The following is a 12954-nucleotide window of genomic DNA, read 5'->3' as shown; positions in this document are numbered from 1 at the left end:
TCAAGTACCACATGTAGATACAAGATACATAAACGCTGTTCAATAAGACACGGTCCAATCCTGATTTTGAGTATTCTTTACTCACCTTATTCTTCCTATGAAACATGAAAGAAAGCCCAGTGAATACATTTCGAAATACTTATTAAGTAAGGTATAATTTTCCCCACTAAATTTTGATTGTGTTCCGCGGAGAATTGCATGCAAAAAAACACACCCTTGTTGCTCATGATCTTAGACGGCTGGGGATATAATGAAAATAATAAACATAATGCGATTGCTCAGGCGAATACACCACAATGGGATGAATGGTGGGCGAACTGTCCGCATATACTTTTACACGCATCGGGGTTCGCTGTTGGTTTACCTGATGAGCAAATGGGTAATTCAGAAGTAGGACATATGCATATAGGTGCAGGCAGAGTCATACAACAAGATCTCACTCGCATTAACGAAAGCATAAAAAATGGGGAATTCGCCAATAACCCTGTTTTTCATGATGTAATAACCACATTACAAAAAACCGATAAATCATTACACATTATGGGCTTATTTTCCCCAGGAGGAGTGCACAGCCACGAACAACACTTATTTGCTCTACTTGATTTATGCGCACAACAAAAATTCACATCAGTATATTTGCACTTATTTTTAGATGGACGAGATACTCCACCACAAAGTGCCTTACAAAGCTTGGAACGCCTCAATGCAGAATTAAAAATGCACCCAGCAGCTCGAATTTGTTCAATTAGTGGGCGCTATTATGCAATGGACAGAGATAATCGTTGGGAAAGAATAGAACCAGTCTATACCTTATTAACTCAAGGCTACAGCCAACATCATTTTCAAGATGCAGAAGCAGCCATCAGGTCTTATTATCAGCACAATCTGTCAGATGAGTTCATACCTCCTACACTCATAGGTGCAAAGAAAGTAATAGAAGATGGGGATGCTGTTTTATTCTTTAATTTTCGTGCGGATAGAGCCCGACAATTAACTACGGCTTTTATTGATCCAACATTTAAAAAATTTGACCGAGCAGAGCAACCGCAATTGTCCTATTTTGTCAGTATGACTCAATATGATAAAAATTTACCAACTACCCAAGCTTTTCCACCGATTCCTTTAAATAATACATTAGGGGAAGTTCTTGCAGACCATGGATTAAGTCAATTACGCATTGCAGAAACAGAAAAATATGCCCATGTAACGTTCTTCTTCAATGGCGGCAATGAAAGTGTTTTTTCTAATGAAGAACGAATTCTCATTCCTTCTCCTAAAGTCGCCACATATGACTTACAACCAGAAATGAGCGCGCCCCAGTTAACAGAATGTTTGGTCGAAGCAATTAACAGTCAAGCCTATGATGTCATTATTTGCAATTATGCCAATGCTGATATGGTAGGACACAGCGGAAATTTTAAGGCTACAATTCGTGCCATAGAATGCCTTGATCAATGCATGCATAAAGTTTGGGATGCACTAGCCAAACAAAAAGGTAAGCTGCTTATTACAGCTGATCATGGTAATGCTGAAGAAATGTTTGACGAAACAACGCATCAAGCACATACTGCTCACACGAGTGAACCTGTACCATTAGTATATGTTGGAGGTGACTGGCATTTTTCACGTAGTGAAGGAAGCTTAATTGATATAGCCCCTACTATATTGGCCTTGCTTGAAATTACTCCTCCGGTTGAAATGACAGGACATCAATTGTTAGAAAAAAATACTCATGAATAAACGGAATTATATAATTTCTCATAACTTATGTCGCACAGATGCTACAAATTACTGTTTTTATAGTTTGATAGCAATCAAACAAAAATTTAAATTCACAAGACCTCTTTCCAAACTCGCTGAAGAACGTGAGGTGCGAGGAGACGTAGAGCGGAGAACCAAAGTGTACACGCAAGTACATGAGGATTTGAGTACCGCATCGACGAAGCAATTCATCTCATCAGTAGCTTTTGGAAAGAGGTCTACTGGACTAATTTTAGGCATATTGCTTTGCTTCGGCGCCTACGCAGAATCTTCTACCGTACTCCAGACGCAAAATAAGTTAAAACAGTTAGATGCACAAATTAACAGTCTCCAACAAACCTTAAACTCTGCTCATGACAAACGCGGTGTTTTAAATAAAGAACTATCGGAGACTGAAAAACAAATCGGTGATGGGGTTCACAAACTCCACTCCATTCAAGAAGATATTAAGAACAAAGAAAATAAAATTGCTGACTTACAAAAACAAGTAAATCAGCTAACTCAACAGCTTGTTACCCAGCAACAATTATTAGCAAATCATGTACGTGCTCGTTATCAAATGGGTGAATATCAACCACTTAAATTGCTGCTTAATCAGGATGATCCCAATAAGGTAAGCCGAATTTTAACCTATTACCAATATATCGTTAAATCACGACAACAACTTATTGAAAAAATAGATAAAACACGCGAAAGTCTAAGTGAGAGCAAAGAAAAACTCCGTACAGAACTTAATGCCAATAAGCAATTAAAAGCAGAACTTACACAACATCAAGCGCAATTGCAACAAAATAAAAGTTATCATACTACCCTAATTCAATCTTTGAATCATGAAATTCAAGACAAACAAAACATTTTACGGGAGGTACGAAGAAATAAAGAAAATTTGGCACGTTTACTTAAGTCATTAGCACAACAAAGCATTACTCAGAAGAACAAACCTTTTAATCAAGCGAGCATACCATTTAATCAGATGCGCAAAAAATTGCCGCTTCCAGTACAGAGCCAGAGCCGATCTTTACGCAAAATGAATCAAGGAGTGACATTTTTTGCCGAGGAAGGAACAGTAGTGACTGCCGTTTACCCAGGAAAAGTCGTATTTAGCGACTGGCTTAAAGGATATGGTCTACTTATTATTATTGATCATGGACAAGGCTTTATGACCCTATATGCTCATAATCAATCTCTATTTAAAAGCAAAGGTCAGTATGTACGTCAAAATGAACAAATTGCAAATGTAGGTCATAGCGGCGGAATTAAACAAAACGGTCTATACTTTGAAATAAGACTAAGGGGTAAGGCTATTCCACCACTTAATTGGTTATCCTAAGTGAACCCTGGCACCTTAATTGCATTTCAATAATTATAATAAAAGAAGATGGCTTATGTTGTAGCCTTGCATCTGAGGAGATCGCTATGTTGATAAGAAAATTATATCCATGCACGCTTGCGATAGTGTACGCTTTTACTCTTATGTTACCTCTGACAGGCTTTGCAGATGATGAGTCAAATACGTCTACAAACTCCAATGCGACTTCTAAGGCAGTTCCTTTAGAAGATGTTCAACGATTTTCCAATGCAATAGGTGAAATTAAAAAATATTACGTCAAGCCGGTTGATGACAAGGAGCTCTTCGATAATGCAATTCGTGGTATGCTCAATGGTCTTGACCCTCACTCCAGCTACCTGGATGAAGAAGAGTTTAAAGAGTTACAAACATCAACTAGTGGTGAATTTGGTGGGTTAGGATTAGAAGTAACCATGGAAGATGGGGTTGTTAAAGTGGTTACTCCTTTGGTTGACACCCCTGCATTTAAAGCAGGCATTAAATCTGGTGACTACATTATTAAATTAGGAAATGAATCCGTTCAAGGTCTTTCTCTCAAAGATGCAGTCAATTTAATGCGTGGTAAAGCGGGTAGTACCATTCAATTGACTGTATTACGCAAAGGAGTTAACAAAGCACTTACCTTTGATTTAGTACGAGAAGTTATCCAAATTAAGAGCGTACAAAGCAAAATGCTCGCCCCTGGATATGGTTATATCCGTTTAACTCAATTCCAAGCATTAACTGGAAAAGATATGTTAGAAGCAATTGATCGGCTAAAACAACAATCTGGCGGAAATTTAAAAGGTCTAGTATTGGACTTACGTAACAACCCAGGAGGTTTGCTTGATTCAGCCATTCAAGTTTCTGATGCGTTCCTTGGTAAAGACAAATCAGGTAAACCAGAAACAATCGTTTCAACTAAAGGACGTTTACCTGGTTCAGACTTCACCGCTTTATCTAAAGGTATCGATGTTTTACATAATGCACCAATGGTTGTTTTAATCAATAATGGTTCCGCATCTGCTGCTGAAATTGTAGCTGGTGCACTTAAAGACAATAAACGAGCTGTTATTCTAGGTACAACAAGTTTTGGTAAAGGCTCAGTACAAACTGTATTACCATTAGATGAAAAAACAGGAATTAAGTTAACTACTGCTCTTTATTACACTCCCTCTGGAGCTTCAATTCAAGCAAAAGGGATTGTACCTGATATCGTAGTTAATGAGTTGGATATTCCTAAAACTGCTGCTACTAAGCCTTCTGATCTTACTGGATTTAGTGAAGCAAATCTTAATGGACACATAATCAATAAAAATAATGAAGAAAATACTAAAGCTAAAAGTGCTAAAGCCAAAGTAGATGATTTAATGCATGACGACTATCAACTCTATGCGGCTTTAACTGTCTTGGAAGGCATGTCTTTAGCTAACAGATAATTCTCGCGTGTAGAGAAAAGAGGAGCCTAGGCTCCTCTTTTTTTACTTATGGAGTAGCTCCATCAATTAGCAAATCATCTTAATCCTGGTTGCAAGCAACCAGGCTACACGTATTTGATGAATAAAAAAATTGTAAATAACTCTTCGGTACTCACGCGCTCAGGGAAATGAGGCGACTCTTAGCCCGATTGCTTGAACCGGGAATGCTACTAACTCGAACTTTATCAATTAAAAAATCAGGCAGTGAGGACCTGTTTCTTATAAGAAACCCCTTTTTTATCTAAATTAAATGTCCCCATTACCCCTGTCCCTGACTCAAGAGCCAAAAGATGTGTTGCAATTGCTTGGCTAGAGAAATCAGAATGAGTCTTCATAGCAAGCTGGGCACTATTATGAATCAGGTGGAATATATCAAAAGCATAGCCCGCCTCGCTAACAGGGTGGCTGAAATATTCTTGTTTAAATTGGGCAATAAATTCTGGTTTCATTGAATGATTCAAAATAGCAGCTTTTTTATGGTTAGGGCTTTGCGAGGAAAAATTATTTCTTCCATCAGCAATTATTGAATCATCAGTCAGGCAGAAATGGATGAGGTTATTTTTTTTTGCTAAAGGTGCAACTAAAGTACCACTCTCAGTGCCTTCAGTTACCAGGACATTAATGTGGTGTGTATCAATAAATTTTTGCAAGGTTTTTGCCGTATTCGCATTATTTGGCATTTTATCTAGAGTATAAAATTCGTAATTAATATTTGAGGATTTTAGTTGGTCGCGTGCAATTTCCATTGCTCCTAGCATATTTCTGCCAATAAAAGCAGATTCATTAGAAAAAGGAGCATAAATACCGACATTGATTGTCATTTTGGTTTTGTTTGTAGAGTCACTGATATTAGATGCAGCGTCACAAAATCCTACCGTCATTAGTGATAAGAAAAAAGCACCTAAAATAGTATAAAATTTTGATAAAAAATGTTTCATATTCATCATCCTAATTGATTAGACTCTATTTATATTGCATTCAAAGGATTCTGAGCCATTTCCAATGTATCTCCCCGCCGCTTACTCCAGATAGGTAGAAGTTTGGAGTGGGAATTTATTTGAACGATCCTAAGAACAGTAAAATTATTTTGCTATGAATGGAATCTAAATACAATGGTTGGGATTTAATAATAATTATGCGATAATCTTCACAAAATGACATTTTTTAGAATACAATGAATTATATTAAATCAATTTCATTCCTGACCAGCTTATTTCTTTACTCTTTTGCACAAGCTAACGTTCAATCCCATTTCGAGCAAATAAGAAACGATCCGAGCGAATTATATTCATTTTTCAAGGACATGCCTAAGGGCGGAGAGTTACATTATCATTTATCTGGAGGCGCGTACCCCGAAATTATGTTGGAACTGACATCTAAAGATAATTATTGCTTGAACACAAACAATTGGACGGTTAGTAAAAATCCTTCTGCGTGTAAAGGCGTGGAGACAAAGGATTTGTTCAATCATCCAGAGCTCTATGCGAACACTATAAGAAGTTGGTCTATGAAAGATTTTGTTCCAGGGAAAGAATCAGGCCACGATCATTTTTTCAACTCATTCTATAAGTTCAATGCCATAGTTGCAGATCATCAGCCCGAATTACTTGCATCAGTAATGCAAACCGCAGCATTACAAAATGAACATTATATGGAGGTAATGCTTTTACCTGATAATGCCCATTCAGTCAGTTTTGGTGATATGCTCAAGGACACTACTTCGTTTAGCCAAAAAAGAAAACTTTTATTGGCGAACCAAGACTTTCAAAACAATGTCAATTACACTGCAGTAGAATCAAATCATATTTTGCAACAAGCACGCAAAGAGCTAGGTTGTGATACCAATCCAGAAAAAAAAGCCTGCCAAATAAAAGTTAAATTTTTATACTATTCACTTAGAGAGCAATCTTTAGATAACTTGTTTGCACAAACCCTTAATGCCTTTGAAGCGGTGGATCAGTCCATAAAAAGCAAAGGGACTCTTGTTGGTGTTAATTTAGTACAGCCTGAAGACGGTATTATTTCTCTACGTGACTATCGCAAACAAATGCAAATATACCAATACCTACACAAGATGTACCCACAAGTGAATATTGCGCTACATGCTGGGGAATTAACACAAGAAGTTGTTACCCCGGAGGATTTGGATTATCACATTCATGACGCACTCTTTACTGGTCAGGCTCAAAGAATTGGGCATGGGGTAGATATCGCTCAGGAACATAATGCAAAAAATACCTTAGACTACATGGCAAAGCATCATAAAGCAGTAGAAATTAATCTCATCAGTAATCTAAAAATACTAAAAGTCTCTGGTTCAAACCATCCACTGAATTTTTATCTTGAGCATGATGTCCCAGTTGTATTGTCTACTGATGACGAAGGGATTTTACGAACCAATTTAACACAACAATACGTGGAAGCTGTATTGAGCCATGGACTAGATTATTACACATTAAAACAAATTAATAGAAATGCACTAACCTATTCATTTTTACCTGGAAATAGTATCTGGGCCGATGCCGAGAAAGCCCTATTGACTGATGATTGCCAAGATTTAGAAAGCAAAAGTTGTCAGCAATTTATCAAAACAAGTGAAAAAGCCCAATTACAGTGGGAATTAGAGCAAAAACTGCATGCGTTTGAAAATAAATTTTAATGTGCCATTCAGCAAATTGTAGCCTGGGTGAAGCGTAGCGTAACCCGGGTTTTCTATTACAGATTTTTCCCGGGTTACGCTACGCTTCACCCAGGCTACATCTGATTAAGTCCTAAAAGGATCGCGTAAAATAATTGTCGAATCACGTTCGGGGCCAGTTGATAACAAATCAATAGGAACGTTGAGCAAATTTTCTATTCGTTTTAAATAAGCCAGCGCATTAGCAGGTAAATCGCTCATATTCGTGACATCAGCGGTGGATTCTTGCCAGCCAGGCATTTCTTCATAAATTGGCTCTAATCCTTGGAAATCAGCAGCTGCTTGAGGAGGACGAGAAATTAAATTACCTTTTTCGTCTTTATATGCAACAGCAATGCGTAACACATCTAATTTATCCAAAACATCCAGCTTTGTGATGCATAAACCCGTAATACTATTTAATTCAATTGAATGTTTTAATAAAACAGCATCAAACCAACCACAACGTCTAGGTCTTCCAGTAACAGCACCAAACTCCTGACCACGTTCAGCAATTCGTTTACCTACTTCGTCAAAAAGTTCTGTTGGGAAAGGACCACCACCAACTCGAGTAGTGTACGCTTTGGTAATCCCCAAAACATAATCAAGATACTTCGGGCCAAATCCTGCGCCATTAACTACCGAACCAACGCAAGTATTTGATGAAGTCACAAAAGGGTAAGTTCCATGGTCAATGTCTAAATAAACCCCTTGAGCACCTTCAAATAAAATATTATCTCCGCGCTCTCTATGCTCATGCAAACTAGCAGAAACATCACAAACCATAGGACCTAATTCTTCAGCCCATTGTTGTGCCGAATCGAGTAAAGGTTGAAGAGCTACCGCAGGCTGATTGAAATATTGCGTCAAGATAAAATTATAATAATCTAAAAGATCCGCTAATTTTGTTGCAAAACGATCAGGATGAAATAAATCACTGACTTTTAATGCACGACGAGCAACCTTATCCTCATAAGCAGGTCCTATACCACGTCCGGTAGTACCGATAGCTGAGTTCCCCATATGTGTTTCACGCGCTTTATCCATAGCAACATGACAAGGAAGAATCAGCGGACAGGCCATACTAATACGTAAGCGGGAACGAACGTCAATTCCACTCTGTTCCAGTTCTTTAATTTCTCCTAATAGTGCATCAGGTGAAAGAACCACCCCATTTGCAATGTAACAAGTCACATGAGGTCTCAGCATACCTGAGGGAATAAGACGTAGAACAGTTTTCACTCCATTAATTTTTAAGGTGTGACCTGCATTATGGCCGCCCTGATAACGGACAACAACCCGCGCATCTTGCGTTAATAAATCGACAATTTTACCTTTGCCTTCATCGCCCCACTGTGTTCCTAAAACAACAACATTTTTACCCATGATCTACTCTTAAATTTGCAAAATGCTATGCGCCGATCCAAACTGAGAACCTCGGAACCCAATTTCAACAAAACTCATAACTACGCACTTCTGCCTCGATTCCATATTTGGTGTATCTAAATAAAAAACATTCTAAAAAATGCTCAGATTACCATTATGCTTGCACTTTTTAAGAATGTTTTTTGTTCAACCTGCCCACAAATATGAGCATTCTCCAAGATTTGGTATAGAGGCGAATAGCTACCAAAACTCGACATTATAGTTACTTTTTAGCAGGTACACCATCATTTTTTGGTGTAGATTGCTTAAAATAATCGAAAAATGCACTGCTTTGATCCAACACTAAAATATCTTTTCTACTTTTAAAACTCCCTTCATATGCAAGCAAGCTACGATATAAAGCAAAAAAATCCTTGTTTTTACTGTAGGCATCTGTATAAATTGACGCCGCCTGTGCTTTTCCAATAGCTCTTACTTTTTGTGCATTACTACGAGTTTTTGCTAACAAGACCATAACATCAGCGTCGGCCTTAGCCTTTATCTCTTCGGCAGCGGCTTGACCATCAGCACGATGTTTATTTGCAATTTTTTGCATATCAGCCCGCATACGTTGATAAATGGCATTACTGGTATTGGCCGGCAATTCAATTCCTTTAATGCGTACATCGACCACATTAATACCCAATCCACCTGCTTGTTTTTGAGCGGCTTTACGCAGCAACTCCATAACATCATCACGGCCACCTGATACGACTTCAGGAATAGTACGCTTACCAAACTGGGCACGTAATAATGTGTTTAGTTGTTGCTCTAGTAATGTTTCCGCCTTAAATTCATTGCCGCCTGTAGATTTAAAATATTGAGCCAAATCGGTAATATGCCATTTAACATAATAATCAACCATTACGTCCTTTTTTTCTTTGGTAACGATACGGGTCGACTTGATATCCATAGTTTGAATACGTGTATCAAAAATGCGTACGTTTTCAATAAATGGTACTTTAAAATGCAGTCCAGGATTCAATACCTTAACCTTGTCAGTCAACTCATCATTGACCAAGCGGCCTAAACGCAAAAGAATTCCTTGCTGACCTTGTGTTATGGTAAATACACTGGTCAATAAAAATAGAAGTAGTAAAAAGATCAAAATGCCAAGGGTTCTAGCCGTAGTTTTCATTGTTAATTTCTCCCTTGTCGATAAACAGGTCTGGTGAGCTCACGACCATCGACTAAGCTTTCTGTCTCGCTGGATTCATCACTCTCCGCTTTGCTATTTTTTGCGGTTTCAATTGGATATCCCGCGGACTTTTCAAATAACTTATCTAAAGGGAGATACAGCAAATTACTAGATTTACTATCAACAATAATCGTACTGCTCTTGCTTAAAACTTTTTGCATTGTTTCCAAATACATACGTTCTGCCATAACCTTTGGGGCAGCAGTAAATTGAGGGAGTAAGGCTAAAAACTCTGAAACCTCCCCTTGCGCATTCAATACAACCTGTTTGGAATAGGCTTCAGCCTCTTGTTGGATACGACTCGCCTTTCCTTCTGCAATCGGAACTACTTTTGCTGCATAAGCAAGTGCTTGTTCTTTAAAACGTTTTTCATCTTCTTGCGCTTTAATTGCATCGTCAAACGCATCTTGTACGCTTTCAGGCGCACGTGCTGGTTGGGGTGCTACATTAACGATTAAAATACCAGTTTTATATAAATCCAGTGTTTTTATCAAAGTCTCTTGAACTTGGTTACCCCAAACCTCGCGTCCTTCAGTAATCATTTGATCCAATGTAGTCGTTCCTACGACTTGTCTCAGCGCACTGGAGGTCGCTTGTTGTAAACTTTCCTCAGGATTAGCGACATTGAATAAATATTCGTTCAGGTCACCAATACGGTATTGTACCGCTAAAGACACAGAAACCAGATTTTCATCACTAGTAAGCATTTGTGCGGAATAAGAATAATCCAACACTCGATCAACATTCATGATAATTTTGGAAGAAATAATCCTTGGTATCCAATGTGGTCCTGGCCCTACTGTTTCAACATATTTACCAAAACGAAGAATCACCGCTTGTTCTGCGGGATCAACAATGAAGACCCCAGACAACACCCAGAGAATAAAAACAAGCAAAATAACTGCAGTAGCGATTAAACCACCATTCGATTTTTTGGAAGGTTCATTACTGATTTTAGTAGAACCTCCAAATAAAAATTTCTTCAATTTGTCATGAACGCGTTTAAGAGCTTCATCCAAATCTGGAGGTTGATTTTTACCCTTCCAGGGATCTTTGCCTTTATCTGGCTCATTCCACCCCATGTACTACTCTCCCGGAGAATTTTAAGAAAATTAGAATTCTATGGGGTATATGAAGTTTAAGCAAGGTCTACAGCTGTAATTAGCTCAATCTGTATTTTTAGTTTTCCTCACAAATGAGGCATTCTTGGATCTTTGGTACCAGGAGAATAAGATATCCCTCTAGCTTAGTATCCACTATAAAATAGTAACCTCTGAGTTTGGATTTCTACTGACATTTTCCTCTAAGATCAATATCCCAAATATCGACTACACGATCATTTTCGGTAATAAAAAATTGATCAAATAAATTAATCGTTGGATCGCAATGAGGAACAATGAGCTCTAAAACCTCACCATACTCGGGTAATTGAGCCCCATTTACGGCGGTAACTTTACCATGCTCATCTCCAAAACCACCCCAATCATATTCCAAACCCTGATGACTGATAATTTTGGGCTTATGTTGATCTACGTAAATGGCTTTTGTGCCTGCATCAACAGTAACATGTTCTGTTCTATTATTACTGATAACCGTGGTCAAAAGAGTCATTGCCGGTTTAAATGCATTGAATTGTCTCTCATTATTTCTTGAGCCAATTGTTGCATATTGAACATCCATAACCGTATACGAACCCGGTTGAATCTCAGTTACTTCAGTCGCTTCAACATCAATATCATAAGTTCCTGTTCCGCTTCCAGTTAATATGGGGCAATCAAGACCACTTTCTCGAAAACTTTTTACAAGATCACTTGCTCTTTGCATGATCTGCAATGATTTACTTTTTCGTTCGCTAAAGGAAGGTATATGCTGTAAGTTACCTGCATAACATTGAATTCCCATCAAGTTTAACCAAGGTAATTGCTTCATTTCTAAGGCAAAATTTAAAGCGCATTCCGGTTTAATTCCAGTACGCCCTATCCCAGGATCCACATCGACTAACACATTGATCACTTTTTTAGTGAGCATACCTGCTTCATTTAAGGCAATCATATTTTCTTTATTATCCACAACTACCAAAGTAGAGGGCGCTTTTTCTAAACAGGAAATAAGCCTAGAAATCTTATTTTTTGTGACAATTGGAGAGGTAATCAGTATATTGGGTATCTCATTCTGAATAAGAACTTCAGCCTCTGAAATTTTCGCTACGCTAACACCTATTGCACCATATTCAATCTGTAAGCGGGCTAATTTGGAACACTTATGGGTTTTACAATGAGGCCTGACATTTATATTATTTTCAATAGAATGGTTCCTCATCCTCACTAAATTGGATTTCAAGATGTTTTTATCAATTAATAAACAGGGGGTATCCAACTCTGTTTTTTTAAGTCCTAAAACCGTTTTTGACATTTTACTCCTCTGCTGAAAAAGACTAATCCGTACTCAGCATCACACGGATTCCCACATAAACCAATAAACCACCAAATACACGGGTCAACGCAGTTTGAAAATTAGAAAATGCTTTGCGGATATTATTTGATTGCAGGAATAAAACGAGTAAAGGCCAGTAAAGGGAAGATTCAACGACAAAAACCCCAGCAACTACAGCTTTATCACCAATCGATGCATTAATAGAGACAAACTGAGTAAACAGGCTAAGCAGGAAAACTGCAAGTTTTGGATTTAATGCATTACATAAGACTCCTTCAATATAAGCTCTTGAAACGGTTATATTTTTCAATAAAGAAAGTTCTTGATTTATTTTTTCGGATTGTTTGGATTTTAAACCTTTTAATCCAATATAAATTAAATAGCATGCGCCTGCATATTTTATGGTCGTATAAAGAACTATGCTCTGAGTGATAACGAATGCTAATCCCAAAATACAATAAGTAGCATGGAAAAGACATCCAGTAACAATACCAAAAGCAGTGGCTAAAGCCTGGCGCCTAGGATATATAAGAGCGTTTTTTGTAACAAGTATGAAATCTGGCCCTGGACTAATCATGGCAATAAAACAAATCACAGTTAAAAGTAATAAGCTAATATTCATAATCACCCTGTTTGTGTATAAAAATACACTCTA

At 37.8% G+C, this 12954-nt stretch carries 10 protein-coding genes; 4 read left to right on the top strand and 6 right to left on the bottom strand.

Features of this window, described 5'->3' with window-relative positions; genetic code table 11:
• Positions 1-198: 198 nt before the first annotated feature.
• The 3 genes from gpmI to Lstg_RS08560 all read left to right on the top strand — a co-directional run bounded on the left by gpmI (position 199) and on the right by Lstg_RS08560 (position 4527).
• Positions 199-1740: a 2,3-bisphosphoglycerate-independent phosphoglycerate mutase gene (gene gpmI, locus Lstg_RS08570; protein ID WP_058477255.1), complete on the top strand. Its 1542-nt coding sequence runs from the start codon at positions 199-201 to the stop codon at positions 1738-1740.
• Positions 1733-3091 carry a murein hydrolase activator EnvC family protein gene (locus tag Lstg_RS08565; RefSeq protein WP_058477254.1) on the top strand — a complete coding sequence of 453 codons (1359 nt, stop codon included), beginning with the start codon at positions 1733-1735 and terminating at the stop codon, positions 3089-3091. The genes gpmI and Lstg_RS08565 overlap by 8 nt, the downstream gene beginning before the upstream one ends.
• Before the next feature lie 86 nt (positions 3092-3177).
• Positions 3178-4527, top strand: a complete 1350-nt coding sequence (locus Lstg_RS08560; protein ID WP_058477253.1) for a S41 family peptidase — start codon at positions 3178-3180, stop codon at positions 4525-4527.
• Between the two features lie 236 nt (positions 4528-4763).
• On the opposite strand, the gene Lstg_RS08555 is transcribed toward Lstg_RS08560, so the two are convergent.
• A complete protein-coding gene (locus tag Lstg_RS08555; RefSeq protein WP_058477252.1) occupies positions 4764-5504 on the bottom strand; it encodes a type 1 periplasmic-binding domain-containing protein in 741 nt (246 codons plus the stop codon).
• A gap of 236 nt (positions 5505-5740) precedes the next feature.
• Here Lstg_RS08555 and Lstg_RS08550 point away from each other — a divergent pair, with 236 nt between their 5' ends.
• A complete protein-coding gene (locus Lstg_RS08550; RefSeq protein ID WP_058477251.1) occupies positions 5741-7225 on the top strand; it encodes an adenosine deaminase family protein in 1485 nt (494 codons plus the stop codon).
• A 105-nt stretch (positions 7226-7330) separates the two neighbouring features.
• Here the strand turns inward: Lstg_RS08550 and Lstg_RS08545 are convergent, their stop codons facing one another.
• The 5 genes from Lstg_RS08545 to Lstg_RS08525 all read right to left on the bottom strand — a co-directional run bounded on the left by Lstg_RS08545 (position 7331) and on the right by Lstg_RS08525 (position 12921).
• Entirely contained in the window at positions 7331-8629 is a 1299-nt protein-coding gene (locus Lstg_RS08545) for an adenylosuccinate synthase (protein WP_058477250.1), read from the bottom strand.
• 262 nt (positions 8630-8891) lie between these two features.
• Entirely contained in the window at positions 8892-9806 is a 915-nt protein-coding gene (gene hflC / locus Lstg_RS08540; RefSeq protein ID WP_058477249.1) for a protease modulator HflC, read from the bottom strand.
• 2 nt (positions 9807-9808) lie between these two features.
• Positions 9809-10948, bottom strand: a complete 1140-nt coding sequence (gene hflK / locus Lstg_RS08535; protein WP_058477248.1) for an FtsH protease activity modulator HflK — start codon at positions 10946-10948, stop codon at positions 9809-9811.
• A gap of 205 nt (positions 10949-11153) precedes the next feature.
• Entirely contained in the window at positions 11154-12278 is a 1125-nt protein-coding gene (locus Lstg_RS08530) for a DSD1 family PLP-dependent enzyme (RefSeq protein WP_058477247.1), read from the bottom strand.
• A gap of 22 nt (positions 12279-12300) precedes the next feature.
• Positions 12301-12921, bottom strand: coding sequence for a LysE family translocator (locus Lstg_RS08525; protein ID WP_058477246.1), 621 nt, complete (start codon positions 12919-12921; stop codon positions 12301-12303).
• Positions 12922-12954: the final 33 nt, after the last annotated feature.

The sequence above is a fragment of the Legionella steigerwaltii genome, assembly GCF_001468065.1.
Classification (GTDB): domain Bacteria; phylum Pseudomonadota; class Gammaproteobacteria; order Legionellales; family Legionellaceae; genus Legionella; species Legionella steigerwaltii.
Note: the sequence above shows the minus strand (reverse complement) of the source record. Positions and strands in the feature narration are given on the sequence as shown.

What these genes read in the sequence shown, in the direction of transcription:
- Lstg_RS08545 (WP_058477250.1), bottom strand. Translation starts at nt 8,629, where the DNA reads ATGGGTAAAAATGTTGTTGTTTTAGGAACACAGTGGGGCGATGAAGGC.
- Lstg_RS08555 (WP_058477252.1), bottom strand. Translation starts at nt 5,504, where the DNA reads ATGAAACATTTTTTATCAAAATTTTATACTATTTTAGGTGCTTTTTTC.
- Lstg_RS08565 (WP_058477254.1), top strand. Translation starts at nt 1,733, where the DNA reads ATGAATAAACGGAATTATATAATTTCTCATAACTTATGTCGCACAGAT.
- Lstg_RS08560 (WP_058477253.1), top strand. Translation starts at nt 3,178, where the DNA reads ATGTTGATAAGAAAATTATATCCATGCACGCTTGCGATAGTGTACGCT.
- Lstg_RS08530 (WP_058477247.1), bottom strand. Translation starts at nt 12,278, where the DNA reads ATGTCAAAAACGGTTTTAGGACTTAAAAAAACAGAGTTGGATACCCCC.
- gpmI (WP_058477255.1), top strand. Translation starts at nt 199, where the DNA reads ATGCAAAAAAACACACCCTTGTTGCTCATGATCTTAGACGGCTGGGGA.
- Lstg_RS08550 (WP_058477251.1), top strand. Translation starts at nt 5,741, where the DNA reads ATGAATTATATTAAATCAATTTCATTCCTGACCAGCTTATTTCTTTAC.
- hflK (WP_058477248.1), bottom strand. Translation starts at nt 10,948, where the DNA reads ATGGGGTGGAATGAGCCAGATAAAGGCAAAGATCCCTGGAAGGGTAAA.
- Lstg_RS08525 (WP_058477246.1), bottom strand. Translation starts at nt 12,921, where the DNA reads ATGAATATTAGCTTATTACTTTTAACTGTGATTTGTTTTATTGCCATG.
- hflC (WP_058477249.1), bottom strand. Translation starts at nt 9,806, where the DNA reads ATGAAAACTACGGCTAGAACCCTTGGCATTTTGATCTTTTTACTACTT.